The organism is Kutzneria sp. NPDC052558, from assembly GCF_044547355.1.
In the GTDB taxonomy this organism is placed as follows: Bacteria; Actinomycetota; Actinomycetes; order Mycobacteriales; family Pseudonocardiaceae; genus Kutzneria.
The window spans coordinates 30340-55679 of record NZ_JBIUAG010000008.1 but is presented as its reverse complement, the minus strand read 5'-3'; the positions used below and the strand labels follow the sequence as shown (position 1 = coordinate 55679).

The 25340-nt window shown below is 70.7% G+C and carries 28 protein-coding genes; 16 read left to right on the top strand and 12 right to left on the bottom strand.

Annotated elements, in window-relative coordinates; translation table 11 throughout:
- The first annotated feature begins 18 nt into the window (after positions 1-18).
- Positions 19-2058: a phosphocholine-specific phospholipase C gene (locus ACIG5F_RS16370; protein WP_396518520.1), complete on the top strand. Its 2040-nt coding sequence runs from the start codon at positions 19-21 to the stop codon at positions 2056-2058.
- Positions 2059-2124: 66 nt separating this feature from the next.
- Here ACIG5F_RS16370 and ACIG5F_RS16365 read toward each other — a convergent pair whose 3' ends face one another.
- Genes ACIG5F_RS16365 through ACIG5F_RS16355 form a run of 3 tightly spaced genes read right to left on the bottom strand, consistent with a single transcriptional unit; the run spans position 2125 to position 4078 of the window.
- The gene (locus tag ACIG5F_RS16365) at positions 2125-2637 is read right to left on the bottom strand and encodes a DUF1990 family protein (protein WP_396518519.1); all 513 of its coding nucleotides are present in this window, start codon (positions 2635-2637) and stop codon (positions 2125-2127) included.
- On the bottom strand, positions 2634-3557 hold the full coding sequence (locus tag ACIG5F_RS16360) for an alpha/beta hydrolase (RefSeq protein ID WP_396518518.1): 924 nt from the start codon (positions 3555-3557) through the stop codon (positions 2634-2636). The genes ACIG5F_RS16365 and ACIG5F_RS16360 overlap by 4 nt, the downstream gene beginning before the upstream one ends.
- On the bottom strand, positions 3554-4078 hold the full coding sequence (locus ACIG5F_RS16355; RefSeq protein ID WP_396518517.1) for a TetR/AcrR family transcriptional regulator: 525 nt from the start codon (positions 4076-4078) through the stop codon (positions 3554-3556). Before ACIG5F_RS16355 ends, ACIG5F_RS16360 begins: the two co-directional genes overlap by 4 nt.
- Before the next feature lie 134 nt (positions 4079-4212).
- On the opposite strand from ACIG5F_RS16355, the gene ACIG5F_RS16350 reads away from it, so the two are divergent.
- From ACIG5F_RS16350 to ACIG5F_RS16330, 5 genes are all read left to right on the top strand, one after another.
- On the top strand, positions 4213-4944 hold the full coding sequence (locus ACIG5F_RS16350) for a hypothetical protein (RefSeq protein WP_396518516.1): 732 nt from the start codon (positions 4213-4215) through the stop codon (positions 4942-4944).
- Between the two features lie 27 nt (positions 4945-4971).
- Positions 4972-5751 carry a cytochrome c biogenesis CcdA family protein gene (locus tag ACIG5F_RS16345; RefSeq protein WP_396518515.1) on the top strand — a complete coding sequence of 260 codons (780 nt, stop codon included), beginning with the start codon at positions 4972-4974 and terminating at the stop codon, positions 5749-5751.
- 47 nt (positions 5752-5798) lie between these two features.
- Positions 5799-7286, top strand: coding sequence for a cytochrome c biogenesis protein ResB (locus ACIG5F_RS16340; RefSeq protein WP_396518806.1), 1488 nt, complete (start codon positions 5799-5801; stop codon positions 7284-7286).
- Positions 7286-8245 carry a c-type cytochrome biogenesis protein CcsB gene (gene ccsB / locus ACIG5F_RS16335; RefSeq protein ID WP_396518514.1) on the top strand — a complete coding sequence of 320 codons (960 nt, stop codon included), beginning with the start codon at positions 7286-7288 and terminating at the stop codon, positions 8243-8245. The genes ACIG5F_RS16340 and ccsB overlap by 1 nt, the downstream gene beginning before the upstream one ends.
- 87 nt (positions 8246-8332) lie before the next feature.
- Entirely contained in the window at positions 8333-9643 is a 1311-nt protein-coding gene (locus tag ACIG5F_RS16330) for an AAA family ATPase (protein WP_396518513.1), read from the top strand.
- Between the two features lie 161 nt (positions 9644-9804).
- On the opposite strand, the gene ACIG5F_RS16325 is transcribed toward ACIG5F_RS16330, so the two are convergent.
- Both ACIG5F_RS16325 and ACIG5F_RS16320 read right to left on the bottom strand, forming a co-directional pair.
- A complete protein-coding gene (locus ACIG5F_RS16325) occupies positions 9805-9996 on the bottom strand; it encodes a hypothetical protein (protein WP_396518512.1) in 192 nt (63 codons plus the stop codon).
- Positions 9997-10058: 62 nt separating this feature from the next.
- Complete coding sequence (locus tag ACIG5F_RS16320; protein WP_043721356.1) at positions 10059-10292, bottom strand: BldC family transcriptional regulator; 234 nt, start codon at positions 10290-10292, stop codon at positions 10059-10061.
- A gap of 305 nt (positions 10293-10597) precedes the next feature.
- On the opposite strand from ACIG5F_RS16320, the gene ACIG5F_RS16315 reads away from it, so the two are divergent.
- The 5 genes from ACIG5F_RS16315 to ACIG5F_RS16295 are packed head-to-tail and all read left to right on the top strand — an operon-like array spanning position 10598 to position 13017.
- The gene (locus ACIG5F_RS16315; RefSeq protein ID WP_396518511.1) at positions 10598-11065 is read left to right on the top strand and encodes an Lrp/AsnC family transcriptional regulator; all 468 of its coding nucleotides are present in this window, start codon (positions 10598-10600) and stop codon (positions 11063-11065) included.
- A gap of 11 nt (positions 11066-11076) precedes the next feature.
- Positions 11077-11334, top strand: a complete 258-nt coding sequence (locus ACIG5F_RS16310) for a DUF4229 domain-containing protein (RefSeq protein WP_249227352.1) — start codon at positions 11077-11079, stop codon at positions 11332-11334.
- On the top strand, positions 11331-12407 hold the full coding sequence (locus ACIG5F_RS16305; protein WP_396518510.1) for a PLP-dependent cysteine synthase family protein: 1077 nt from the start codon (positions 11331-11333) through the stop codon (positions 12405-12407). Before ACIG5F_RS16310 ends, ACIG5F_RS16305 begins: the two co-directional genes overlap by 4 nt.
- Positions 12408-12452: 45 nt before the next feature.
- On the top strand, positions 12453-12683 hold the full coding sequence (locus ACIG5F_RS16300; RefSeq protein ID WP_396518509.1) for a ribbon-helix-helix domain-containing protein: 231 nt from the start codon (positions 12453-12455) through the stop codon (positions 12681-12683).
- Positions 12670-13017, top strand: coding sequence for a type II toxin-antitoxin system PemK/MazF family toxin (locus ACIG5F_RS16295; RefSeq protein ID WP_396518508.1), 348 nt, complete (start codon positions 12670-12672; stop codon positions 13015-13017). Before ACIG5F_RS16300 ends, ACIG5F_RS16295 begins: the two co-directional genes overlap by 14 nt.
- A gap of 13 nt (positions 13018-13030) precedes the next feature.
- Here the strand turns inward: ACIG5F_RS16295 and ACIG5F_RS16290 are convergent, their stop codons facing one another.
- Complete coding sequence (locus tag ACIG5F_RS16290) at positions 13031-13489, bottom strand: SRPBCC domain-containing protein (RefSeq protein ID WP_396518507.1); 459 nt, start codon at positions 13487-13489, stop codon at positions 13031-13033.
- Positions 13486-13812, bottom strand: coding sequence for an ArsR/SmtB family transcription factor (locus ACIG5F_RS16285; protein WP_396518506.1), 327 nt, complete (start codon positions 13810-13812; stop codon positions 13486-13488). Before ACIG5F_RS16285 ends, ACIG5F_RS16290 begins: the two co-directional genes overlap by 4 nt.
- Before the next feature lie 86 nt (positions 13813-13898).
- Here ACIG5F_RS16285 and ACIG5F_RS16280 point away from each other — a divergent pair, with 86 nt between their 5' ends.
- The 3 genes from ACIG5F_RS16280 to ACIG5F_RS16270 are packed head-to-tail and all read left to right on the top strand — an operon-like array spanning position 13899 to position 16507.
- A complete protein-coding gene (locus ACIG5F_RS16280; RefSeq protein WP_396518505.1) occupies positions 13899-14864 on the top strand; it encodes a TIGR03086 family metal-binding protein in 966 nt (321 codons plus the stop codon).
- Position 14865: 1 nt separating this feature from the next.
- Positions 14866-15534 carry a DUF899 family protein gene (locus tag ACIG5F_RS16275; protein WP_396518504.1) on the top strand — a complete coding sequence of 223 codons (669 nt, stop codon included), beginning with the start codon at positions 14866-14868 and terminating at the stop codon, positions 15532-15534.
- A gap of 16 nt (positions 15535-15550) precedes the next feature.
- Positions 15551-16507 (top strand): Gfo/Idh/MocA family protein, encoded by a 957-nt coding sequence (locus ACIG5F_RS16270; RefSeq protein WP_396518503.1) that lies wholly within the window; start codon positions 15551-15553, stop codon positions 16505-16507.
- 64 nt (positions 16508-16571) lie between these two features.
- Here ACIG5F_RS16270 and ACIG5F_RS16265 read toward each other — a convergent pair whose 3' ends face one another.
- The 5 genes from ACIG5F_RS16265 to ACIG5F_RS16245 form a co-directional block, all read right to left on the bottom strand.
- Positions 16572-17450 (bottom strand): 1,4-dihydroxy-2-naphthoate polyprenyltransferase, encoded by an 879-nt coding sequence (locus ACIG5F_RS16265; RefSeq protein WP_396518502.1) that lies wholly within the window; start codon positions 17448-17450, stop codon positions 16572-16574.
- A gap of 44 nt (positions 17451-17494) precedes the next feature.
- Complete coding sequence (locus ACIG5F_RS16260) at positions 17495-18469, bottom strand: hypothetical protein (protein ID WP_396518501.1); 975 nt, start codon at positions 18467-18469, stop codon at positions 17495-17497.
- Positions 18470-18562: 93 nt separating this feature from the next.
- Positions 18563-19294, bottom strand: coding sequence for a Crp/Fnr family transcriptional regulator (locus ACIG5F_RS16255; RefSeq protein WP_396518500.1), 732 nt, complete (start codon positions 19292-19294; stop codon positions 18563-18565).
- Between the two features lie 660 nt (positions 19295-19954).
- Positions 19955-21079 (bottom strand): o-succinylbenzoate--CoA ligase, encoded by a 1125-nt coding sequence (menE, locus tag ACIG5F_RS16250; protein ID WP_396518805.1) that lies wholly within the window; start codon positions 21077-21079, stop codon positions 19955-19957.
- A gap of 14 nt (positions 21080-21093) precedes the next feature.
- The gene (locus ACIG5F_RS16245; protein ID WP_396518499.1) at positions 21094-22005 is read right to left on the bottom strand and encodes a 1,4-dihydroxy-2-naphthoyl-CoA synthase; all 912 of its coding nucleotides are present in this window, start codon (positions 22003-22005) and stop codon (positions 21094-21096) included.
- Positions 22006-22023: 18 nt separating this feature from the next.
- Here ACIG5F_RS16245 and menD point away from each other — a divergent pair, with 18 nt between their 5' ends.
- Positions 22024-23667, top strand: a complete 1644-nt coding sequence (gene menD, locus ACIG5F_RS16240; protein WP_396518498.1) for a 2-succinyl-5-enolpyruvyl-6-hydroxy-3-cyclohexene-1-carboxylic-acid synthase — start codon at positions 22024-22026, stop codon at positions 23665-23667.
- 91 nt (positions 23668-23758) lie between these two features.
- On the top strand, positions 23759-25249 hold the full coding sequence (locus ACIG5F_RS16235; RefSeq protein ID WP_396518497.1) for a M1 family metallopeptidase: 1491 nt from the start codon (positions 23759-23761) through the stop codon (positions 25247-25249).
- Positions 25250-25340 lie beyond the last annotated feature (91 nt).

Here is a 25340-nt window from a genome sequence, read left to right as displayed (position 1 = left end):
ACGGATGGAGCACGCGTCATGGCCGACTCGAACTCTGGACTCACCCGTCGCCGCTTCCTCGGCGCCGCCGGTGGCGCCGTCGCGGCCGCCGGCGCCCTCGGCGCGCTGCCGCCGGGCATGGCCGAGGCGCTGGCCGAGCCGCGCCGCCGGGGCCGGATCGGCGACGTCGAGCACGTGGTCGTCCTGATGCAGGAGAACCGGTCGTTCGACCACTACTACGGCACCATGCGCGGCGTGCGCGGCTTCGCCGACCGGACCGCGGTGATCCAGCCCAACGGCAAGGACATCTACCACCAGTTCGACCTGCTGCGCACCGACGGCAACGCGCTGCTGCCGTTCCACGTGGACACGTCCACAGTGGACGGGCAGGACCTCGGCGACCTGGGCCACGGCTGGGACGACCAGCACCTGGCCATGAACGGCGGCGCCAACAACTCGTGGATCACCGCCAAGGGCGAGATGACCATGGGTTTCTTCACCGAGCAGGACATCCCGTTCCACCGGGCGCTGGCCGACGCCTTCACGCTGTGCGACGCCTACCACTGCTCGGTGCAGGGCCCGACCACGCCCAACCGGCTCTACCTGTTCACCGGCACCATCGACGCCGACGGCAAGTACGGCGGCCCGGTCAACTACAACCCGGCCGACTACAAGGGCGTGCTGCGCTGGACCACCTACCCGGAGCGCCTCCAGGACGCCGGCGTGTCCTGGAAGGTGTACGCCAACAAGGAGGTCGGCGACGACGGGGCGCACCCGTTCGTCGGCGACTACGGCGACAACCCGCTGTGGCTGTTCGAGAACTACCACAAGGACTACAGCAGCGAGCTGTCCAAGCGGGCCAGCGTCTTCGAGACCTGGCAGCCGGATTCGGGGCAGGGCAAGGACGTCAACCACGTGCTGTCGGAGTTCATCGCCGACTGCGCGGCCGGCACGCTGCCCAAGGTGTCCTGGGTCGTGGCCCCCTACGGCTACTGCGAGCACCCCGAAGCCCGCCCGGTCGACGGCGCCGCCTACACCCAGGCCGTGCTAAACGCCCTGTGGGCCAACAAGAAGCTGTGGGACAACACCGTCGTCCTGATCAACTACGACGAGAACGACGGCTTCTTCGACCACGTGCCGCCGGCGATGGCCCCGGCCGGCACGCCCGGCGAGTTCATCTCCGGCAAGTCCATCGGCCTGGGCGCGCGGGTGCCGATGACGGTGATCTCGCCGTGGAGCCGCGGCGGCTGGATCAACTCCGAGGTCTGCGACCACACCTCGGTGATCCGCTTCCTCGAGCAGTGGACCGGCGTGCGCGAGCCGAACATCACCGACTGGCGCCGGGCCGTCTGCGGCGACCTGACCAGCGCCTTCGACTTCGGCGTGAAGAACGTGACGATCCCGCTGCTGCCGGACACGGCCACGCTGCGCAAGATCGCCGACAACACCCAGACCAAGCTGCCCAAGCCGGCCCCGCCGGCCACCGGCAAGCAGGTCACGCCGTTGCAGGACCAGGGCACGCGCCCGGCCCGGCCGCTGCCCTACCAGCCGGCCGTCACCACCTCGCTGTCGGCCGACCAGGGCACGCTGACCACCACGTTCGCCAACTACGGCGCCGGCCAGCTCCAGCTGTGGGCGTTCCGCGCCGACGGCAAGCTGGACGGCCCGTGGCCCTACGACGTGCCGGCCGGCCAGCAGGTCAGCGACCAGTGGAAGATCTGGAGCTACGGCTACAAGTACAACATCGCCGTGCACGGCCCGAACCGCTTCCTGTGGCAGTTCGCCGCCGACGTCAACGCCGCCGGCGCGATCGACGCCCCGGCCGCCTACACCAGCGACTTCAAGCTCAAGCTGGCGCTGACCAACCCGTCGGCCAAGGCGGTCAAGTTCACCGTCACCACCAACCACTACGGCAACGGCAGGACCAGCGTCACCGTCGCCGCCGGCAAGACCGTGGACTACACCTTCACGCCGACCGAGGGCTGGTACGACCTGAGCGTCACCATCGACGCCGACCCGGTCTTCCTGCGCCGCTACACCGGCCACATCGAGAACGGCCGCCCCAGCGTCACCGGCTGACCCCGCTTTTTCGCCACATGTGGACCACATTCGACGCTGGAAGTCGAATGTGGTCCACATGTGGCGTCAGGTGAGGGAGTGTAGGTAGCGGTCGGTGAGGAGGTTCTGGGTCAGGTGGCCGACGGGGCCGCCGAGGCGAGCCAGCAGGGTCGCCGGCCGGGAGAAGGCCGTCACCGTGAACGACACCGAGCCGTCGGCGTTGCGGTCGACCACGAACGCCTCCTCGCCGCTGACCGGGTGCCCGGGCAGCGTGCCGTAAGCGAAGCCTCGCCGCGCGGGCTCGTCGAGCACGTGCACGACCCGGCACGGCACCTCCACCGGCCCCAGCCGCAGCACCACCACCGAGGACGGCTCCACCCGGGCCGACGAGGCCAGAACCCGCAGGCCGGTGGCCAGCTGGGCCCGCCAGCCGAACAGCCGGTCCATGGCCTCGTCGAAGCCGGTGGACAGCCGCACCCGCCGGCTGATGGTCCGGTAGCCGGCCGGCAGCGCGCCCCGGGTCGCGCCGACCTCGGCGTAGGTGAACGGGGCCGACCGCAGCGCGGTGGCACGGGCGGGATCCAGCAGTTCCACGGTCACCGGCCCATTGTCCCGGCCCCGATCGCCGACAGCAGCATCGGCAGGGACCGGTGCAGCTCCTGCTGCCAGTACGGCCAGGAGTGGCGGCCGCCGGGATAGAAGTCGGTGGTGACCGGGATGCCGGCCTTGCGCAGCCGATCCACCACCGCCTCGGACTCGTCCCGGACGACCTTCTCGACGGCGTCGTCGGTGGACCGGCCGTCGCCGGCCGACATGAACAACGACTTGCCGCGCAGGCCGGACAGGTCCGGCGCCGGCGAGTGCGCCCGCCACATCCCCACCTCGTCCGGCCGGGCCGGATCGCCCCACAGGTTGTGCCAGTCGGTGCCGGGGCACAGCAGCCACATCGCCTCGGTGACGTCCGGGCGGGCCAGCGGGTCGACGGCCCCACTGTAGGTCGCGACGGCTTGGAACAGATCGGGATGCGTTGCGGCGTAATGCATCGCGCCCAGACCACCCATGGAAATGCCGGCCACCGCCCGCTGCCGTCCGGCGTGGTAGCGGGTCTCCAGCAGCTCCCGCAGCTGGGTCAGATGGAAGGTCTCCCAGTCCGGCCCGCCGCCGCGACCCTGATTCCACCAGTCGGAGTAGTTGCCGCAGTGCCCGCCGTCCGGCATCACGACGATCGCCTCGACCTTGGACACCAGCGCCGCCACGTCGGTGTGGTCGGTCCACGCCGCGTGGTCGTCGCCGGAGCCGTGCAGCAGGTACAACACGGGCCAGGTGCGGGTGGCGTCCCGGGACCAGTCCGGCGGCAGCAGCAGGCGGGTGGTCGCCTCGCCGTCGACCAGCGGCGAGCGCATCGTCACGTCGACCTCGCGGTCGCCGAGCCAGTGCTCGGCCAGGCCGGCGTCGCCGGCGTGCTCCGGCGGCCCGGTCAGCAGGACCGCCAGGACGAGCACCGCGAGCAGCGCCTTCACCTGGTCATCGTAGGGGCGGCGAGCCGGCGGTAGACGCTGACGAGCCATTCCGGATCGTGCCGGAAGTCGTGCTCGATCCACCAGCCCAGCAGCCCGATGATGCCGCTGGCGTGGAACTCGGCGACGACGTCGGCCGGCAGGTCGCCGTCGGTCGACTGGGTCCGGAGCACCTCGGTCAGCAGCTTGTGCAGGTGCCGGATGACGAGGGCGCCGCCCTGTCGGTTGGCCAGCGCGCGATAGACCCGCTGGTGCTCGTAGGCGTGCTCGAACAGCAGCGCCGCCGGCCGGTCCGGGGCGGCGTCGATGCCCGAGCGCAGCTGCTCGCGCATGTCGTCGAAGCTGGTCAGCAGCAGCGCCTCCTTGTCCCGGAAGTGGGCGTAGAAGGTGGACCGGCCGACATCGGCGCGATCGAGGATGTCCTGCACGGTGACGCGCTCGTAGCCGCGCTCCAGCACCAGCTCGATGAGCGCGTCGTGCAGCGCCCGGCGGGTGCGCCGGACCCGGCGGTCCTGCACGGCCATCGCCGCTCCTTCCCGAACACCTCGCCGCCGCTGTCCGGTACCGGACGGACGGCCGGCATTGGTTGTTGTGGACGGCGAGCGTAACCGAACACTGTGTTCTGGAACGAACACTATGTTCGAGAAGGGAGCCTGTCATGCCGGACTACATCTGGGCGCTGGTGCTGATCGGCGCCATCGGCCTCCCCACCACCACGTCCGCCTTGCTGTACCGACGCGCACCGAAGGTCGCCCTCGCGGCCGGCGCGCTGCTGCTCGCGTGGCTCGTCGGCAGCGCGCTGCTGGCGGCGGCCGGGTTCTATCGACAGGACCCGACGGTCGTGACGCCGTGGATCGGGGTCACGGTCGTCGTGGTGCTCGCCGCGCTGCTCGCGGCCACCCGGATCCCGGCCGTGCGGCAAGCGCTTGCGGGGCCGGACATCCCGGCCCGGCTGGCGGCGGTGCAGACCGTGCGGTTGGTCGGCGTGATGTTCCTGCTGGCGATGGTCCTTGGCCGGCTGCCGGCGGTGTTCGCCCTGCCGGCCGCGTTCGGCGACATGGCGATCGGCGCGGCCGCCCCGTTCATCGCGCGGCGGCTGCGCAACGGGTCGGACCGGGGCGCGGTGTGGTTCAACGTGCTCGGCATCGTCGATCACGTCGTCGCCATCGTCATCGGCTTCCTGGCCGCCGTCGGGCCGACGCAGCTGCTGTTCGTGACGCCGTCGACCGGGGAGATCGGACTGCTGCCGTTGGTGCTGATCCCGACCGTGGCCGTGCCGCTGGCGATGACGCTGCACGTGATCTCGCTGGCCCGGCTGCGCGGCACACGCGGAACACATGTCGCACAAGGACGGCAAACGGGGCCGCAGGCCGACCCGGTTGCTCGGTGACTTGGGCCACTACCTACTCTCGGTCGAGTGAACCCGCTGGCAGAGCTAGCCGCGTCGGGGCCGCTTCTGCTGGCCGCGGCGGTTGCCCTGCTCGCCGGCGCGGTGTCCTTCGCCTCCCCGTGCTGCCTGCCGCTGGTCCCCGGCTACCTGGCCTATCTGGCCGGCCTGGTCGGCGCGGACGCGCCCGCGGTCAGCCCGAGCGAGCCGGTCAAGGCCGGCCGCTGGCGGGTGGTCGGGGCGTCGGGGCTGTTCGTGCTCGGCTTCACCGTGGTGTTCACCATCGGCACCGTCACCCTGTTCGGCCTGACCGACCTGCTGCTGCTCAACCAGGAGCTGTTGCAGCGCATCGGCGGCGTCGTGACGATCCTGATGGGACTGGTGTTCCTCGGCCTCGTGCCGGCGTTGCAGAAGGACCTGCGGCTGCATCGCAAGCCCCGGGTCGGCCTGCTCGGCGCGCCGGTGCTGGGCGCGGTGTTCGGGTTGGGCTGGTCCCCGTGCGTCGGCCCGACGCTGGGCGGCGTGCTGTCGCTGACCGCGGGCACCCCCGTCGGCTCCATCGCCCTGCGCGGCATCTTCCTGATGCTGGTCTTCTGCCTCGGTCTCGGCGTGCCGTTCGTGCTGATCGCGATGGGCGCGCGCTGGGCGGTGCGGGTCACCGGCTGGCTGCGCCGGCACGTCCGCGCGGTCCAGCTGACCGGCGGCGGGCTGCTCATCGTCGTCGGCGTGCTGCTGGTCACCGGGTTGTGGGGCCAGCTGCTCGCGATCATCCAGGAGCACTTCGTGACGAACGCGCCGGTGCCGTTGTGAGCACTGTTCTCGCCTATCTGCGCAACACCTGGCGCGGCCTGACCGCCATGCGCACGGCGCTGATCCTGCTGGCGCTGCTGGCCCTGGGCGCGCTGCCCGGGGCGCTGCTGCCGCAGCGGCAGCTCAACGCCGGCAAGGTCAGCGACTACATCACCCAGCACGGCTGGTGGGGCCAGCTGCTGGACAAGCTCCAGTTCTACGACGTGTACTCCAGCGTCTGGTTCTCCGCGATCTACGTGCTGCTGTTCATCTCGCTGGTCGGCTGCCTGACGCCGCGGATGTTCGAGTACGCCAAGCAGTCCCGCCAGCAGCCGGTGATCACCCCGCGCAACCTGGCCCGGCTGCCGCACCACGCGTCGTCCACTGTGGACGTGCCCGTGGACGACGTGGTCGAGGCCGCCGGCAAGCGGTTGCGGGGCTGGCGGATGGTCGTGCGGGACGAGGAGGACGGCGCCCGCACCATCAGCGCCGAGCGGGGCTACCTGCGCGAGACCGGCAACCTGCTGTTCCACTTCGCGCTGCTGGGCCTGATCGTCGCCATCGCCTTCGGCAAGCTGTTCGGCTACTCCGGCCAGGTCGCGGTGATCGCCGACGGCTCGCAGTTCTGCAACTCCGGCCTGTTCGCCTACGACAGCTTCACGCCCGGCCTCAAGGTCGACGGCACCGAGCTGGATCCGTTCTGCATCAAGGTGAACAGCTTCAAGGCCACCTATCTCGCCGACGGGCAGGCCAACAGCTTCGACACCGACGTGCAGTACCAGTCCGGCGATGCCCTGAGCTCCGACCAGTGGCAGCACTACAACCTGCAGTCCAACCACCCGCTGCGCATCGCCGGCGACAGCGTCTACCTGCTGGGCCACGGCTACGCCCCGCAGTTCACGGTCACCTTCCCCAACGGCCAGACCCGCACCAAGGCCATCCAGTGGAACCCCAGTGACCTGACCACGATGCTGTCCAGCGGCACCACCACGTTCGACCCGCCGGACACCACCGACGAGACCGAGCTGCGCAAGCACCAGATCGCCATCACCGGCCTGTTCGCGCCGACCGCGGTGTTCGACGGCACGCTGATGTCCTCGATCTTCCCGGCCCCGAACGACCCGGCGGTCGCCGTCCAGGTGTACGTGGGCGACCTGGGCAACAACTCCGGCTACGCGCACAACCTGTTCACCATCGACCAGTCCATGGTGGACCAGGGCCGGCTGGTGCAGAAGGCGATGCGCAACCTCAAGCTGGGCCAGGAGATCACGCTCGACGACGGCACCAGGATCAGGTTCGACAAGGCGCTGGAGTTCACCGGCCTTCAGGTCACGCACGACCCCAGCGAGGGCTACGTGCTGGTGTTCGCGATCCTGCTGCTGGTCGGCCTGATGGGCTCGCTGAGCATCAAGCGCCGCCGGCTGTGGCTGCGGGTGACCCCGTCGGGTGACGGTACGGTTGTCGAGGTCGGTGGCCTGGCCCGCACGGACCAAGCCGGCTACGGCGAGGAATTCACCAGGCTTTCGGCTGGACTGCTGACAGGGAAGGACACCTGATGCCGGTCAACGAGACGCTGGCCCGCTACAGCGACTGGAGCTACGTCTCCGCGGTCTCGATCTACGTGCTGGCCATCCTGTTCTACCTGGTCGAGCAGTTGATGACCAAGAGCAAGCGCGAGGTCGCCCGCGAGCTGGCCGCGGTCGGCGGCGGGGCCGACGCCCCGACCGAGGCCCCGGCCCGGATCGTCGTCACCACCTCGCCGCGGGCCGAGCGCATCGGCCGCATGGGCTTCGCCCTCAACGTGCTCGGCGTGCTGCTGCACGCCGTCGCCGTGGTCCTGCGCGGCCTGGCCACGGACCGGGTGCCGTGGGGCAACATGTACGAGTACGGCTCGGCGGTGTGCCTGTTCGCCGTGATTGGCTGGCTGTACCTGGCCAAGCGCTTCGACATCCGCCGGCTGGGCATGTGGGTGCTGATGCCCATCGTGATCCTGCTCTTCCTCGGCGGCACCGTGCTCTACACCGCGGCCGCCCCGGTGCAGCCGGCGTTGCAGTCGTACTGGCTGGCCATCCACGTCACCGCGGTGTCCATCGCCTCCGGCCTGCTGCTGCTGCCCGGCGTGGCCAGCCTGCTCTACCTGTTCCGCGCGGCGTATGAGAAGGACAACAGCCGGTTCGCCAAGTTCGCCGCCCGGCTGCCCAAGGCCGAGGTGCTCGACCGGCTGGCCTACCGGGTCACCATCGTCGGCTTCCCGCTGTTCACCTTCGCCATCATCTGCGGCGCGATCTGGGCCGAGTCGGCCTGGGGCCGGTTCTGGGGCTGGGACCCCAAGGAGACCACCGCCTTCGTGGCCTGGGTGATCTACGCCGTCTACCTGCACGCCCGGGCCACCGCCGGCTGGCGCGGCAGCCGGGCCGCGGTGATCAACGTTCTCGGCTTCGCGGCGATGGTGTTCAACCTGTTCTTCATCAACCTGGTGACATCGGGCCTGCACTCCTACGCCGGGGTGGCCTGACCCCGTGTCGACCCGGCGGAGCAGGCCTACTACCTTCGTCAACGGACGGGGAGGTCTCGATCCTCTAGCGCAGGGAGGACCCCAGCGGTGACCGGTCGTTTTGATGAGCCCGAGGGCTGGAAGTCGCCCGCCCAGGATCAGGCCGTCCAGTCCGGTCCGCACCCGGTGGATCCGTCGGCCTCGGGGTCGCACCAGGTCAGCGGGGGTCCGTCCGGTCCCTATCCGGTAGGCGGCGGCCAGTCCGGGCCGTACCCGGTCGGGGGCAACCAGTCCGGGCCCTACCCGGTGGACCCGGCGTCATCGGGCTCGTACTACGTGGACCCGGCCCAGCAGCAGCAACAGCAGCAACAGCCGCAACAGCCGCCGCAGCAGGCCTACCCGCAGCAGCCCTACGCCCAGCCGGGTGGTTATGGCCAGCAGCAGCCGTACGGCCAGCAGCCCTACGGCCAGCAGCCGCCGCCGCAACAGCAGCAGCCGGGCCAGCCCAACGCGCTGTCCCCGCAGGAGCTGATCAAGCAGAACAAGCGGCCGCCGCAGACCGGCTGGCGCCGCAGCCTGCACCAGCTGTCCGGCGGTCTGGTCAACCTGGGCGAGAGCCCGGCCGACGTGCGCCGCCGCGAGCTGATCACGCGGATCAACCAGCCGCTGCGGGGCTGCTACAAGATCGCGATGCTGAGCCTGAAGGGCGGCGTGGGCAAGACCACCACCACGACCACGCTCGGCTCCACCTTCTCCTCGCTGCGCGGCGACCGCGTGATCGCGGTGGACGCCAACCCCGACCGCGGCACGCTGAGCCAGAAGATCCCGCTGGAGACCACCGCGACCGTGCGGCACCTGCTGCGCGACGCCAAGCGGATCACCCGCTACAGCGACGTGCGGGCCTACACCTCGCAGGGACCGAGCCGGCTGGAAGTCCTGGCCAGCGAACAGGATCCGGCGGTCTCGGAGGCGTTCAGCGAGGACGACTACCGGCGCGTGGTCGACCTGCTGGAGCACTTCTACAACATCGTGCTGACCGACTGCGGGACCGGCCTGATGCACTCGGCCATGGCCGGCGTGCTCGACCTGGCCGACTCGCTGGTGATCGTGTCCTCCGGCTCGGTGGACGGGGCCAACAGCGCCTCGGCGACCATCGACTGGCTGGAGGCGCACGGCTACCGGGACCTGATCCGGCGCTCGGTGGCCGTGATCAACTCGGTGCGGCCGCGGGCCGGCAAGGTGGACCTGGACAAGCTGTCCCAGCACTTCGCCAGCCGCTGCCGGGCGGTCGTGCGCATCCCGTTCGACCCGCACCTGGAAGAGGGCGCGGAGATCGAGCTGGACCGGCTCAGCCCGGACACCAGGCTGGCCCTGCTGGAGCTGGCGGCCACGGTCGCCGACGACTTCCCCACGCGCTGAGCTGCTCGCGCCGGCTCGACCTCGTCGGGCCGGCGCGGTTGTCGTGGCGGTGCGGCGGATCGGACTCGACGCCGCGCGGCCAGCACGGTGGCGGGCGCGACCGGATCGGTCGTCACCCGGCTCGCCGTACTCGCCGCGGTGGTGCTGCTGGCAGCCGCCGGTCAGCCCGGCGGGTTGCCGTCCTCGCGATGACGCTTGGCCTGCTCGGCCAGTTTGCGCAGGAACTCCGGGTCGTCATCGGGCCCGACGCCCTTCTTGGCGCGGCTGCCCACATGGACCCGATCGGGCCCGAACGCGCGCCAGAGCAGGTAGGCCACGGCTATCGCCCCGATCACCGCGAGCAGGTAGACCATTCGGCACCTCCGGTCAACTGCCCCGAGACTATCTCGTGAACAGTGGGTTCGGGGTGTGCCGCTCAGGCGTTACGCACCGGCTCCGTGGCCTCGGTGGTCAGCTCGGCCAGCAGGGTCTTCACCTCGGACTCCCGGAACCGCCGGTGGCCGCCCGGGGTGCGGATGGAGCCGATCCGGCCGGCGGTCGCCCAACGGGTCACCGTCTTGGGGTCGACGCGGAACAGGGTGGCCACTTCGCCGGGGGTGAGCAGACGCTCTCCGGCGTGCTGGCGGGGGTGCGGCACGGTCGCGGTCACTCTCGACCTCCCAAGTCACTGGTTCGGGCGTTCCGGTCGCATCGTGGCATCTCACCCGCCGGGTACTCGAACGCTTGGGTGGAGGTAAAGAGGTAGTAAGGCGCAAAAGGTGTGAAAACGGGCACCGGTGCATTCGTTTGCACAGGCGGGCCCGGCAAGGCGCGGCGGACCGTGCGCCAATGGTCATCCGTTGTACGCCGCGAGGAGTGCGAGCGCGGTGAAGTCCGGAGAGTGCTCGGCCGCGGTCACGAGCGGCCGAGCCCCGCGCGGGACGCGCGGCACAAACACAGTTCTAGGATTTGCCGATGGACGCCCTGGATCGTCAGATCATCGCCGCCCTGCGCGCCAACGGGCGGGCGACCTACGCCGACCTCGGCCGGCAGGTGGGCCTGTCGGCCTCGGCCGTGCACGAGCGGGTCGGCAAGCTGGAGTCTTCCGGCGTGATCACCGGCTACCACGCGGTTGTCGACCCCCGGCTGGTCGGGCTGGACGTGACCTCGCTGGTCGGCATCCACGTGTCCGACACCGGCGACGACGACGAGGTCGCGGCGGCCCTGGCCCGGCTGCCCGAGGTGGAGTCCTGCTACGCGGTCGCCGGCGACGAGGCGTTCGTGGTGAAGGTGCGGGTGGCCACCGTCGAGGACCTGGAGCGCACGCTGCGGCGGCTGCGCCGGATCGACGGCGTGGCCAGGACCAACACCACCGTGGTGCTGTCCACCCGGTTCGAGGGCCGGCCCAACAGCCCGGAGGAGATGGCGGCCCGGGCCGAGTAACCTGGGCAGCCGTGGAGACCAGCACTTTCGGCCGCGACATCGCGCTGTACACGGGGGCCCGGATCGGGCTGCTCGCCGTCATCGCGTTCCTGCTCACGCTTGCGCACGTGCCGCTGCTGATCGCGATCGCGGTCGGGCTGGTGCTGGCCTGGCCGCTGTCCCTGGTGCTGCTGCGCGGGCTGAACGCCCGGATCGCCGCCGCCCTCACCGAGCGCAGGGCCGAGCGCCTGAAGATGCGGGCCGAACTGCGCGGCGAGGGGTCCGAGTGAGTGTCGACACGACCCGCGGCTGGGTCCGCGAGGCGGTCCGCATCATCGAGGCCGACGCCAACCGCAGCGCCGACACGCACCTGCTCACCTTCCCGCTGCCGCGGGAGTGGGGCGTGGACCTCTATCTCAAGGACGAGTCAACTCATCCGACCGGTTCTCTCAAGCACCGCCTGGCCCGATCGCTGTTCCTGTACGCGATCTGCAACGGTTGGGTGACCAAGGGCACACCGGTGATCGAGGCGTCGTCCGGTTCGACCGCCGTGTCCGAGGCCTACTTCGCGCGGCTGCTGGGGCTGCCGTTCATCGCCGTGATGCCCCGCTCGACCAGCACCGAGAAGATCGCCCTGATCGAGCGGCAGGACGGGCGCTGTCACTTCGTGGACGAGCCCTCGGCCATCTACGACGAGTCGCGCCGGCTGGCCGCCGAGCTGGGCGGCCACTACATGGACCAGTTCACCCACGCCGAGCGGGCCACCGACTGGCGCGGCAACAACAACATCGCCGAGTCGATCTTCGACCAGATGGCCGCCGAGTCGCACCCCGAGCCGGCCTGGGTGGTCGTCGGGGCCGGCACCGGCGGCACCAGCGCCACCATCGGCCGCTACGTCCGCTACCGGCGGCTGTGCACCCGGCTGGCCGTCGTCGACCCCGAGCACTCGGTCTTCTACGACGCGTGGCAGTCCGTCTCGCCCGCCCTGACCGGCTGCAAGGGCTCCCGCATCGAGGGCATCGGCCGGCCACGGGTGGAGCCCTCCTTCGTCGGCGACGTCATCGACCACATGATCAAGGTCCCGGACGCCGCCTCCATCGCCACCATCCGCTTCGCCGCCGACCTGCTCGGCCGCCGCGTCGGCGGCTCCACCGGCACCAACCTGTGGGGCGCGTTCCAGATCATCGCCGGCATGCGCCGCCACGACCGCCCCGGCAGCGTCGTCTCCCTGCTCTGCGACGGCGGCGAGCGCTACGCCCACACCTACTACGACGACGACTGGGTCGCCGCCCAGGGCCTCGACCTGCGCCCGCACACCCAGACCCTGGAGAAGTTCTTCGCCACCGGCGAATGGACGTCCTGAGCTGACGGTCGCACCCGATGTCCTACCCGAGGTAGCGTTCGGGGTGTGAAGATCAGTGTGAGCCTGCCCGACGAGGACGTCGGCTTCGTTGACGAGTACCTGGAGCGCACCGGCGGCTCGTCCCGTTCGGCGGCGATCCACGACGCGATCGTGTTGCTGCGTAACGCGAGTCTCGAAGACGCCTACCTCGTCGCCTGGGAGGAGTGGGAGTCCAGCGGCGAAGCCGAGGTCTGGGAGGTCACGGCCGCGAACGGGGTCGCCGATGCGCAGGGGTGACCTCTACTGGGTCGATCTCGAGCCGGTGCGGGGCTCGGAGGCGAACAAGGTCGGGCCGGCTGTGATCGTGAGCAATGACGCGGCGAACCGTGCGGCCGACCGGAACGGACGGGGTCTCGTGACCATCGCGCCGATCACGTCCAACATCAGCCGGATCCTGCCGTTCCAGGTGCTGCTGCTCGCCGGCGTGAGTGGGCTGACGGCTGACTCCAAGGTGCAGGCGGAACAGGTTCGGGCGTTGTCGACCGATCGGTTGCGCAACCGGATCGGGGAGCTCCCGTTCGATGCCATGAAGCAGATCGACGACGCCATTCGCCTGCACCTGGCGCTGTAGAACCGAACAGGCCCTAGTCCTGCTCCGGTCCGTTGTCCGGGCCGGGGTCGCCGCCTTCGGCGCGGGTGAGCAGGCGGTCCATGTAGTGGTTCCAGCCGAGGCCGTGGGACTGGAACAGCTCCAGGGGCAGGCCGCGGTGGGTGAGGGTGAGCACGGTGCCGGCGCCGTCGGGGCGCAGGGTGATGTCCACTGTGGAGCCGCCGGGCGGCAGCGGGTTGCCGGGCATCTCCCAGCCCCAGGTGAACACGATGCGGTGATACGGCTCGATGGTGACGAAGCGGCCGCTGGCGACGTTGCCCTCCCGCACGTTCATCCGGAGCACACCGCCGGGACGGGGATCGATCTCGGCGTCCTCGCCCTGCCAGGACATCCAGCGGCCGGCGTCGGTGAAGAACGAGAAGACGGTCGGCGGCAGGGCGTTGATGCGCCGTTGCACGACCAGTTCGGGCGCCGGCGTCGACGGCTCGGTCATGCCGTCCGTCCCTCCTGATCGGCGTTGTCCCGCTCGGCCTGCTCGGCCAGCGCGGCGAGGGTGTCCAGCTCGGCGGACCACATCGACTCCAGCCAGGCGGCCAGGGGCCCGAGCGCGGCGCGGTCGGCGCGGTAGAGCCGCCGGTTGCCGTCCTTGCGCACGCTGACCAGCCCGGCCTTGCGCAGCACGGCCAGGTGCTGGGACACGGCGCCGAACGTCACGTCGAAGTGGGCGGCGACGTCGCCGGCCGAGCGCTCGGCGTCCCACACCAGGCGCAGGATCTCCCTCCGGCGCGGCTCGGCCACCGCGTGCAACGCGTCCACCCCGGCAGTTTAGCCCCGACTAAAGCTTGCGGGCGAGCGGCGCCGGCGCTAGCTTTAGCGGCGACTAAAATAGATGGGAGAGCGAGATGGACGTGGATGTGAGCGTGCCGGTGCCGGTGGACGTCGACGAGGCCTACGCCTGGCTGACCGAGCCGGCCCGGCTGCGCCGGTGGCAGCTGATCGCCGGCCGTACGGACCCGCGGGCCGGAGGCGGGTTCCGGTGGCTGATCGCGCCGGGGCACACCGCGGTCGGCACCATCACGGCGGCCGAGCCGGGCCGGCGGCTGGCCTTCGCCTGGGGATGGGAGGGCGACGGGGAGGCGCCGCCTGGATCGTCCACCATGGACATCACCTTGGAACCGACGGCCGAAGGCGCCACGGTTCGCCTTGTGCACCAAGGACTTTCCGACGAGCAGGCCAAGGGGCATCGCGAGGGCTGGCAGCATTTCCTGCAACGCCTGCGCGTCGTGACGACCGAGGGCGACGCCGGCCCCGACGAGTTCTCCCGGCTCGGCGAGCCGGATCCGTTGGCGGCGGCCGAGGCGTCGCTGGCCATCTGCCTGCGCGTGCTGCGGAAGATGGGCGCCGATCGCGGCAATGCGCAGACACCGTGCAAGAAGTTCACTGTGGACGATCTGCTCGACCACCTGCTGGGCACTCTCACCACTGTCGCCGCAATGGCCGGCCAGCAGTTGGAGACGACCGCCGGCTCGCCTGAGGAACGGGTCGCCCACGCCGGCCTGCGCGCGATCGAGGCGTGGCGGGCCCGTGGCCTCGACGGCACGGTCGTCTCCCGCGTCGGCGAGATCCCGGCGGACCTGGCGTCCTCCATCCTCTCCGTCGAATTCCTCGTGCACGCCTGGGATTTCGCCACCGCCACCGGCCTGGACGTCACCGTCGACGACAAGCTCGGCGCCTACGTCCTTGAGCTCGCCGGACGGCTGATCACGCCGCAGGTCCGCGACGGCGAGCAGTTCGCCGCCGAGGTGCCGACCGGCCCCGGAGCGAGCACGCTGGACCGGCTTATCGCCTTCACGGGGAGGGTCGCCTGAGATGCGACACACGAACCTGACCGAGACCGACGAGTACACCAAGGCCCGCGAAGAGTTGCGGCTGGCCGAGATCGAGCTGATGCGGCACCGCGAACGCGTCGCCCAGCAGCGCCGCGACCTGCCGCCCGGCCCGGTGCTGCCCGACTACGTCTTCCGTAGCGGCGACGGCCCGGTGACGTTCGAGGAGCTCGTCACCGACCGGCCGCTGATCGTCTACCACCTGATGTACGGCAAGAAACAGACCACGCCCTGCCCGATGTGCACGATGTGGATCGACGGCTTCAACGGCGTCGCCCAGCACATCGCCCGCAACGTCGACTTCGCCGTGGTCGCCGCGGCCGAGCCGGACGACCTGCGACGCTTCGGCCGGGAGCGCGGCTGGGACCAGCTGCGGCTGCTGTCGGCCGGCGACAGCACGTTCAAGCTCGACCTGCGCAGCGAGGACGAGGAGGGCAACCAGGACTCCACGGTCTCGGTGTTCGCCCGGGACGCCGAGGGCCGGATCCGGCACCACTACACCGCCCACCCGCGCATGGCCGAGGACATCCAGGAGCGCGGGATCGACCTGCTGGCCCCGGTCTGGCACCTGTTGGACCTGTCACCGGCCGGACGGGGCGACTGGTACGCCGGGCTCGACTACGGTCGTCTCGTCAGCGGGAGCCGAACCTGAGACGAGGGCACGCGCGGTGGGCAATCCGGTGCGGTGGGGAATCATGGGCACGGGCGGGATCGCGGCGACCTTCGCGACCGACCTGAAGCTGACCGACTCCGGCACGGTGGTCGCCGTCGGATCGCGCGGCCAGGCCTCGGCCGACGCGTTCGCCGACCGCCTCGACATCCAGCGCCGGCACGCCTCCTACGAGGACCTGGCCGCCGATCCCGAGATCGACGCCGTGTACGTGGCCACGCCGCATCCCATGCACCATGGCAACGCCTTGCTCGCGCTGCGGGCCGGCAAGGCGGTGCTGGTGGAGAAGCCGTTCACCATGAACGCCGACGAGGCCCGTGAGCTGGTGAAGGTGGCGCGGGACAACAACGTCTTCCTGATGGAGGCCATGTGGACGCGGTTCCTGCCCAACGTGCGGCGGCTGCGTGAGCTGGTCGGCGGCATCGGCGAGATCGTCACCGTGACCGCCGACCACGGGCAGTGGTTCGCCGAGGACGCCGAGCACCGCCTGTTCGCGCCGGCACTCGGCGGCGGCGCGCTGCTCGACCTCGGCGTCTACGTGGTGTCGTTCGCGTCCATGGTGCTCGGGCCGCCGAGCCGGATCGTCGCCATGGTCGACCCGGCCTTCACCGGCGTCGACGGCCAGACCTCGATGATCTTCGGCTACGAGTCCGGCGCGCAGGCCGTGCTGACCTGCACGCTGCGGGCCAAGAGCCCGACCCGGGCGGCCATCGTCGGCGCCGAGGGCCGCATCGAGATCGACGGCCCGTTCTACGGCCCGGCGGCGGTGACCCTGACCCCGCGCGAGGGCGAGCCGACCGTGATCCCGTCCGAGCACGAGGGCAGCGGCCTGCGGCACGAGGCCGACGAGGTGGCGCTGCGCCTGGCCGCCGGCGAGACCGAGAGCCCCCTGATGCCCCTGGACGAAACCGTCTCGATCATGGCCACCATGGACACCGTCCTCGCCACCTCTTAACAAACGCAAACCCCACAGAAAAGGGGGAGCGGAGGAGAGGCGGGCGGAGGAGGGGAGGAAGGGGTCAGGCGCCGCCGAGGACGAGTGCGACGGCGGTGGTGACAGCCCACACCAGCATGGCCAGACCGGTGTCGCGCAGCACCGGGATCAGCGCCTTGCCGGTCGCGCCCTTGATCATCTTGCGGGCGCTGTTGACCAGCAGCGGCAGCGCAAGGAAGCCCAGCAGCAGGTAGCCGTCGCGGAAGCTGCCGACGATGCTGACCAGGAACGGCACCACGATCAGGCCCAGGTACAGGTTGCGGGTGTCCTGGTCGCCGATCAGCACGGCCAGCGTGCGCTTGCCCGACTCGGTGTCGGTGGGGATGTCCCGCAGGTTGTTGGCCACCAGCACGGCGCTGGAGAAGCAGCCGATGGCCACCGCGCCGCCGATGCCGTAGCCGCTGAACTGGCCGGCCTGCACGTACAGCGTGCCGAGCACGGCGACCAGGCCGAAGCAGACGAACACGGCCAGCTCGCCCAGGCCGGCGTAGCCGTACGGGCGCTTGCCGCCGGTGTAGAACCACGCCGCCGCGATGCACAGCGCGCCCACCGCGATCAGCCAGTACGAGCCGCTCAGCACCGTCACGACCAGGCCGGCGACCGCGGCGATGCCGAAGCACGCGAACGCCGCCAGCCGCACCGTCTTCGGCTCGGCGACCTTGGAGCCGACCAGCCGCAGTGGCCCGACGCGCACGTCGTCGGTGCCGCGCACGCCGTCGGAGTAGTCGTTGGCGAAGTTCACGCCGATGATCAGCGCGAGCGCCACCACCAGCGTCAGCACGCCGCGCGTCGGGTCGAACCCGCCCAGCGCGAACGCGGCGCCGTTGCCCACCAGCACCGGGGCGATGGCGTTGGGCAGGGTGCGCGGTCGGGCACCCTCGATCCACTGTGCGACCGTGGCCATGCCGCCATCTTCCGACACGGCCACGGCCGCCCGTCAACCAGGGGCTATGTCCACAAATAGGTGACGGTCACCCAGGCGTTGTCGGTGAGCTTGAGCCCGTCCAGGAAGGTGCCGTCGGCCAGGTCGATGCCGGCCGGGTTGGACACCTTGCGGCCGAACTGGTCCTTGCCGCCGTTGTAGCCGCTCTGGTACGCCGCCTGCGCCTCCGGCCTGCCCTGCGGCAGGTCCTTCCAGGACTGTCGGCTGGCCTTGGGGTTCCAGTAGTCGTCCTTGGTGTTCCACGGGCCGACGTCCCACACCGGGGCCGTCTCGCAGCGGCCGTTGGCCGCGCACACCTTCACCTGGTAGGTCTTCTTCCCGTTGGGGGACAAGGCCTTGCCCGAGGGCAGGGCGACGAAGTGGTCACGCGAGACGATCTTGTGGCCGTTGGCCGTGGTGCCGCCGACCAGTCCCTCGCGGGTGGCGAAGACCTTGTACGAACGGGCGGCCGATGGGGCGGCGGCCGGGGCCAATGCCGCCCCGGCGGACAGCGTCAGCCGGCGGGCCTGGAGGCCGGTCGAGCCGGCCGGGGCGGTCAGCGTCATGCGGACCTGGACGGTCGCGCTGGCCTCGGGCAGCACCGCCGGGGCGTCCGGAGTCGCCTCCGTCCACTCGGTCCACTGGCCGTCGGCCTTGAGCCCTCGGACGTCCACGGCCAGCTCGGAATCGGCCGGCACGCTGCTGTCCACAGTGGCCGCCACGGAGTCGGCCTTGGCCGGCAGCTGATGGGGATCGAACATGATGATCCCGGTCTCCAGGTCCGGCTGGTCGGTCGCGGCATGGGCCGGGCCGCCGGCCAGCCGGACCACGCCGTCGGCGTTGGCGATGTTGCTGTTGTCCTCGTTGTGCGAGGCCAGGTCGGCGGTCCAGGTGGTGGTCGCCGCCGACGCCGGGACGGCCGCCGCCAGGGGAAGGACGGTGGCCGCCGCCAGCAGCAGCGCCGCATGCAGTGGTGTTTTTCGCAGGGGTGTGTTTCGCATGCGACGTAGCGAAACGGCGGTTTCGTGACTCCTCAACGCGATAAAGCGATGTGCACGTTAATTGCTCACATTGCCGCCGCGTCGGGCCGCCGGTCAGTCGAGTGCCCCGATCGCCGGCGGCTCGGGGCGCAGCTGGGGTGAGAGCTCCTCACTCAGCCGCCGGATGATCCAGATCTTCTTGTAGCCGGTCTTGATGTAGCCGTCCTCGCGCAGCCGGCGCAGGGCCTCGTCGACCGCGGCGTCGGAGGCGCCGATGGCCGCCCCGATGTCGCCGCGGTTGAGCCCCATGTCGATCAGGTCGCCCTGGGTGGTCATCACGCCGTAGAAGACCTGCTGCCGGTTCAGGAACGCGACCAGCCGCTCCCGCACGTCGTGCCGCGAGTAGGCCAGCGCGGCCTCCCGCTGGCGCACGCGGTGGGCGAAGGTCACCATCAGCTGCAACGACACCGCCGGGTGCCGGCCGAGGTGCTCCAGGAACTGGTGCTGGGGCACGACGTAGGCGGTGACGTCCTGTGTGGTCACGAAGTCGACGTGGGCGAACTTGTTGGCGTACATGGCTTCCGCGCCGAGCACGTCACCAGGGCCGTAGACGTCGACGATGGCCGGGTGGCTGCCCCGCAGCGCCCGGCGCACCGCCTTGATGAAGCCCGACCGCAACAGCAGCAGCGGCGGCAGGTTGCGGCCCTGCCGCACGATCGTGTGGTCGGCCGGATAGGTCGCCGGGTGGCCCACGGCGAACAGTTCCCGGATCTGGTCCGGGGTGAGGCGGGAGAGAAAGCTGCCGCGGGAGTACACGACGGGCTTCGTCCGCGCGGGTGCGCTCATCGGTTCACCGCCACGAGCGCGGTGTTTCTGGCTGGCACTGTGTTCGTGGACCTTTCTCTTGCCGAGTGGCAGGGGAGAGACACACGGGCGGCGAGGGGGCGGTGATAGTCGCGACGCCCGGTGGTGGGAAGGACCATACGGGCGGTTTCCAACGTGAGAAAGGGCAGCGGTTGGGTGATGTCGCGGTCCTGATTACGCCGACCGGTCTAATTTCGCGGCACTGGTTGGTCGGATTGGACGCGCAGCGTGACCGTTGTCCCCGATCGGCGGGTCGGTGTCGTGATCCGTGTTCACCGGCCGTCGGCGCTGGTCGGGCCAATTGTCGCGGTGAATACCCCAGAATCGGGGTTGTTGCCGGACCGTCGGTGCGGAATCCTGTGATTCTGGTGGTTTGTGGTCGCAGGTCGAGCTCGTTGCCGCAGGTGGAGGCCGGCGGGGCAGGTCGGGGGTGGTAGCCCGATTTGTCCCCTTGTCGGGGCGACGTTGGTTGATTTTATTGATTCTGGTAATAAATCGCCGTGACGGACGGTGAGCGGTTCGGTGAGTTGGTCGCTATCTTGGTGATGTGCGTCACAGTGTTTTGTGGAACCTTCGTCGCTTTCCCTCGTAATAGGGATACGGCCGCCGCGGCGGGCGTTCCTAGCGAATCGGTCTCGGAAATCAACGGTTGAACGCCTTTCGCACGGCCGCCCGGTCCACCTTGCCCGGCCCGAGCAGCGGCAGCGCCGCCACGAAACGGATCAGCTTCGGCACGGCGGCCCGCCCGGCGGCGGCCCGCACGGCCGCGCGCAGCTGCTCCTCGGCGGGCCGGTCCTCGGCGACCACCGCCGCCGCCACGACCTGACCCCACTCCGGATCCGGCAGGCCGACCACGCAGGCGTCGGTGACGCCCTCGACCGCGGTCAAGGCCCGCTCCACCAGCAGCGGAGGCACCTTCACTCCGCCGGTGTTGATCACGTCGTCGAGCCGGCCGATCACCTCCAGCCGGCCGTCCTCGAGCCGGCGGCCCAGGTCGCTGGTGTGGAACCAGCCGTCCACGAACGGCGACTCGCCGTCGAAATTGCGGTAGCCGTCGGCCAGCATGGGGCCCCGGATGTCGATCCGCCCGTCGCTGAGCCGGATCTCCACGCCGTCCAGCGGCACGCCGTCGTACACGCAGCCGCTGGCCGTCTCGCTCATGCCGTACGAGGGGATGGCGTTGACGCCCTCGTCCCGGCAGCGCTGCCGCAGCGCCTCGGGCATGGCCGCGCCGCCCATCACGATGGCGTCGAAGCCGCGCAGCGCCCCCAACGCGTCGCCGGTCATCAGCCGGCCCAGCTGGGTCGGCACCAGGGCGGTGTAGTGCCGCCCCGGCGCCTCCAGTGCAGCGAAGGCCGCCTTGGTGAAGGTCTCCGCACGGAAACCCTCGGTCAGGTCGGCCACCGCCGGTTCGGTGCCCGCGAGCAGCGAGCGGATCAGCACCTGAAGGCCGCCGATGTAGCGGGCGGACATCGCCAGCAGCCACGTGCCCGGCCCGCCCAGCCGGGCGTGCGTGGCCACGGCGGACGCCTTGACGGCCTCCGACGCCAGCAAGGCGCCCTTCGGTGCGCCGGTCGACCCGGAGGTGCCGATCACCAGCGCGATCCGGTCGGCCACCGGCCGGTCCACGCCCAGCGCCGCCGGCAGGCCCGGCTCCTGGTCGGTGACCGGCAGCAGCGCCGGGCCCTCGCCGGCCAGCGTCGCCGCCAACGTCGGCAGCAGCGCCAGCACCTCGGCCGGCCGGGTCGGGACGGGCAGCGCCCGCAGCTCGCGGCTCACCGTCAGAAGTAGTGCGGGTAGTCGGACCAGTCCGGGGCGCGCTTCTCCAGGAAGGCGTTGCGGCCCTCCACCGCCTCGTCGGTCATGTAGGCCAGCCGGGTCGTCTCGCCGGCGAAGATCTGCTGGCCGACCAGGCCGTCGTCGATCATGTTGAAGGCGTACTTGAGCATGCGCTGCGCGGTCGGCGACTTGCCGTTGACCTCGCGGGCCCACTCCAGCGCGGTGGCCTCCAGCTCGGCGTGCGGCACCACGGCGTTGACCGCGCCCATCTGGTGGGCCTGCTCGGCGGTGTAGGAGCGGCCGAGGAAGAAGATCTCGCGGGCGAACTTCTGGCCGGTCTGGCGGGCCAGGTAGGCCGAGCCGTAGCCGGCGTCGAAACTGCCCACGTCGGCGTCGGTCTGCTTGAAGCGGGCGTGCTCGGCGCTGGCCAGCGTGAGATCGCACACCACGTGCAGGCTGTGCCCGCCGCCGGCGGCCCAGCCCGGCACCACCGCGATGACCACCTTCGGCATGAACCGGATCAGCCGCTGGCACTCCAGGATGTGCAGCCGGCCGGCCCGGGCCCTGTCGACCGTGTCCGCGGTGTCGCCGCTGGCGTACTGGTAGCCGTCGCGGCCGCGGATGCGCTGGTCGCCGCCGGAGCAGAAGGCCCAGCCGCCGTCCTTGGGGGACGGTCCGTTGCCGGTCAGCAGCACGCAGCCGACGTCGCTGGACATGCGGGCGTGGTCCAGGGCCACGTACAGCTCGTCCACGGTGTGCGGGCGGAAGGCGTTGCGCACCTCGGGCCGGTTGAAGGCGATGCGCACCGTTCCCTGGTCCACCGCGCGGTGGTAGGTGATGTCGGTGAACTCGAAGCCCTCGACGGCGCGCCACGCGGTCGGGTCGAACAAGTCGGACACGTGTTCATCAGGCACGCCTGGGAGAATAGGCGGGTGAACCCGTCCACCGCGCAGGCCCGTGTCCTGGTCGACGAACTCGTGCGTCACGACGTGCGGCAGGTCGTGCTGTGTCCTGGGTCACGCAATGCCGCGCTGGCCATGGCCCTGCACCGGGTTTGCGTGGCCGGACGGCTCACGCTGCACGTGCGCGTCGACGAGCGGTCGGCCGGGTTCTTCGCCCTCGGCCTGGTCCGGGGCAGCGGCCGGCCGGTGGCCGTCGTCTGCACGTCCGGGACCGGCGTGGCCAACCTGCACCCGGCGATGCTGGAGGCCGCGCACAGCCACCTGCCGCTGATCGCGCTGACCGCCGACCGGCCGGTCGAGCTGGTCGGTTCCGGCGCGAGCCAGACCACCGTGCAGCACGGGATCTTCGGCGCCCTGGTGTCCACCGTGGACTTTCCGATGGCCGAGCGCCGGGCCGGGCAGAACGCGGTGTGGCGGGGCATGATCGGCCGCTCGCTGCGGGCCGACGGGCCGGTGCACCTCAACGTGCCGTTCCGGGAGCCGCTGGTGCCCGACGAGGGCGAGGACTGGCCAGAGGACCTCGCCGGCCGGGACGGCGACCGGCCGTGGACGGTGGTCGCCCCGCTGGCGGAAAGCCGTTGCGGGGCAACGGAAATCGGGCATCTCGGCCGGCGCACCCTGGTCGTGATCGGCGATGCTTCTCCCGAGCTCGCCCGGTCGACGGCGTCGTTCGCGTCCGCCGCCGGCTGGCCGGTGATCGTCGAGCCGCTGGGTTTCGCCGCCGGGGACACCGTCGCCACCGGCTCGCTCATGCTGGCCGCCGGCCTGCCCGAGTCGCTGCGGCCCGAGTCGCTGCTGGTCGTCGGGCATCCGTCGCTCAGCCGTGGCGTGCAGCGGGTCATCCGGGAAACCCCGGTCGTGCACGTGGTGTCCGAGCATCCACAGTGGACTGATCCGCAGGGCCAGGCCGACCATGTCACCGGTCCGCTGGCCGTCGAGCCCCCGCGTTTCGACGGCACATGGCTGTCCCGGTGGCAGGACGCCGACGCCAGCTTGAAGTCCATTGTGGACAAATTCCTGGCCGACGAGCCGTGGCCGACCGGCCTGCACGTGGCCTCCGTCCTTGTGGACGCTCTGCCTTATGGGGCAACACTTTTCCTCGGTTCGTCCAACCCTGTCCGAGATGTCGACCTCGTCGCGCCGCACCGGACCGACCTGCGGATCCTGGCCAATCGGGGGCTGGCCGGCATCGACGGCACCCTGTCCAGCGCCGCCGGGGCCAGCATGGCCGCCGAGCGGGGCTACGCCCTGGTCGGCGACCTGACCTTTCTCCATGACATCAACGGGTTGCTGATCGGGCCGGGCGAGATTCGGCCCAACCTGGCCATTGTCGTGCTCAACGACGACGGTGGCGGCATCTTCTCGTTGCTGGAGCAGGGATCCCCCGAGCACGCCGACTCGTTCGAGCGGGTTTTCGGCACCCCGCACGGGGCCGACCTCGCCGCGCTGTGCGCCGGCTACGGCGTGCCGCACACGCTCGTGCCCGACGCCGCCGCGCTGCGAGAAGCCCTCGTCCCGGCCGACGGCATCCGGGTCATCGAGGTCCGGGCCGACCGCTCTCGGTTGCGGGACCTGCATTCGCGGCTGCGCAGTGTAGCCGCCGAGGCATGGTGATCTCGTTCCGTAGGAACCTACTAACGTTGGGTAGTGCCGCCCTGGTGACTCTCCTAGGTTCGGGCCTCTAGGCCTGATTGGGAGGTTTGCCTTGAGATCGACCGCGCTCGTCGCTCTGGCCACCACTGTCGCCGGGCTGCTGCTGGCCGGCACCGCGGCCGCCGGCACCGGAAGCCCCGGCGGCCAGACCGTCGGCGACCCGTACTACCCCACCGACGGCAACACCGGTTACGACGTCGGCCACTACGACTTACGCCTGCAGTACCAACCTTCCACCGACAAGCTCAGCGGCACCGCGACCATTCTGGCCACCGCCACCCAGGACCTGTCGCAGTTCTCCTTCGACTTCGGCCTGCACACCGATTCCGTGCTGGTCAACAACTTCCCGGCCGCCTACACCAGCACCGGCTCGAAGCTGGTGATCACCCCGGCCGCGACGCTGCCCAAGGGCAGCCCCATCACCGTGGTCGTGCAGTACGACGGGATTCCCTCGCAGGTCACCATCAACGGCGAGAAGGACTGGAAGCGCACCCCCGACGGCGCGCAGGCCGTGCAGGAACCGCACATCGCCGCGTTCTGGTATCCCGCCAACGACCATCCGACCGACAAGGCCACCTATGACGTGTCCGTGGCCGTGCCCGACGGGACCCAGGTGGTGTCCAACGGCGTGCTGGTCAGCTCCAGCAGCCGGCTCGGGCTGACCCGGTGGAACTGGCGCAGCACCAAGCCGCAGGCCACGTACCTGACGTTCATCGCCATCGGCAAGTACGACATCCGCTCGGCCGTCGGCCCCGACGGCGAGCCCGTGATCACCGCCTACGGCACCAACATCGGGGCCAACCACGACGCCGCCGTCGCCAGCGTCGAACGCACCCCCGAGGTGCTGGCCTGGGAGTCCACCCTGTTCGGGCCCTTCCCGTTCGAGGCCCAGGGCGGCGTCGTGCCGTCCGCCGAATTCGGCTTCGCGCTGGAGAACCAGACCCGGCCCGTCTACACGCCACGGTTCTTCCGGGCCGGCGCCAACCTGTCCGTGATCGTGCACGAGAACGCCCACCAGTGGTTCGGCGACGCCGTGTCCGTGCACCGCTGGAGCGACATCTGGCTCAACGAGGGCTTCGCCAGCTACGCCGAGTGGCTGTGGTCGGAGAAGCAGGGCGAGGGCACCGCCCAGCAGCTTTTCGACTACTACTACAACTCCGTGCCCGCCTCCGACCCGTCGTGGGCCGCCCTCACCGGCGACCCCGGGGCCGACAACCAGTTCAGCGACTTCGCTGTCTACACCCGCGGCGCGCTCACCCTGCACGCCCTGCGCACCGCCGTCGGCGACGACGCCTTCTTCGCCATCCTCAAGGCCTGGGTCTCCGCCCGGAAGTACAGCGACGGCACCACCGACCAGTTCATCGGCATCGCCGAGAAGGTGTCCGGCAAGCCCCTGCACGACCTGTTCCAGCAGTGGCTGTTCACCCCTTCCCGCCCTGCCCTCCCCGCCGCTGCGGCCGCCGCGCACGCTGCCCCCGTCACCCCCAAGTCCGTGGCCGAGATCGACCGCACCAACGCCCTCCTGGCCCAGTCCCGGCACTGATGCCCGCGGCGCGCGCCCCGCCGGCGGGCCCCGGCGCGCGCCCCCCCCACCACCCGGGATCCACACGATTCGGACGTGTCCACACCCTTGT

Coding starts and splice junctions, on each gene's coding strand:
- ACIG5F_RS16370 (WP_396518520.1), top strand. CDS start 19: ATGGCCGACTCGAACTCTGGACTCACCCGTCGCCGCTTCCTCGGCGCC.
- ACIG5F_RS16355 (WP_396518517.1), bottom strand. CDS start 4,078: ATGGCCGTGCAGGACCGCCGGGTCCGGCGCACCCGCCGGGCGCTGCAC.
- ACIG5F_RS16350 (WP_396518516.1), top strand. CDS start 4,213: ATGCCGGACTACATCTGGGCGCTGGTGCTGATCGGCGCCATCGGCCTC.
- ACIG5F_RS16340 (WP_396518806.1), top strand. CDS start 5,799: ATGCGCACGGCGCTGATCCTGCTGGCGCTGCTGGCCCTGGGCGCGCTG.
- ccsB (WP_396518514.1), top strand. CDS start 7,286: ATGCCGGTCAACGAGACGCTGGCCCGCTACAGCGACTGGAGCTACGTC.
- ACIG5F_RS16325 (WP_396518512.1), bottom strand. CDS start 9,996: ATGGTCTACCTGCTCGCGGTGATCGGGGCGATAGCCGTGGCCTACCTG.
- ACIG5F_RS16315 (WP_396518511.1), top strand. CDS start 10,598: ATGGACGCCCTGGATCGTCAGATCATCGCCGCCCTGCGCGCCAACGGG.
- ACIG5F_RS16295 (WP_396518508.1), top strand. CDS start 12,670: ATGCGCAGGGGTGACCTCTACTGGGTCGATCTCGAGCCGGTGCGGGGC.
- ACIG5F_RS16290 (WP_396518507.1), bottom strand. CDS start 13,489: ATGACCGAGCCGTCGACGCCGGCGCCCGAACTGGTCGTGCAACGGCGC.
- ACIG5F_RS16280 (WP_396518505.1), top strand. CDS start 13,899: ATGGACGTGGATGTGAGCGTGCCGGTGCCGGTGGACGTCGACGAGGCC.
- ACIG5F_RS16275 (WP_396518504.1), top strand. CDS start 14,866: ATGCGACACACGAACCTGACCGAGACCGACGAGTACACCAAGGCCCGC.
- ACIG5F_RS16265 (WP_396518502.1), bottom strand. CDS start 17,450: ATGGCCACGGTCGCACAGTGGATCGAGGGTGCCCGACCGCGCACCCTG.
- ACIG5F_RS16260 (WP_396518501.1), bottom strand. CDS start 18,469: ATGCGAAACACACCCCTGCGAAAAACACCACTGCATGCGGCGCTGCTG.
- ACIG5F_RS16255 (WP_396518500.1), bottom strand. CDS start 19,294: ATGAGCGCACCCGCGCGGACGAAGCCCGTCGTGTACTCCCGCGGCAGC.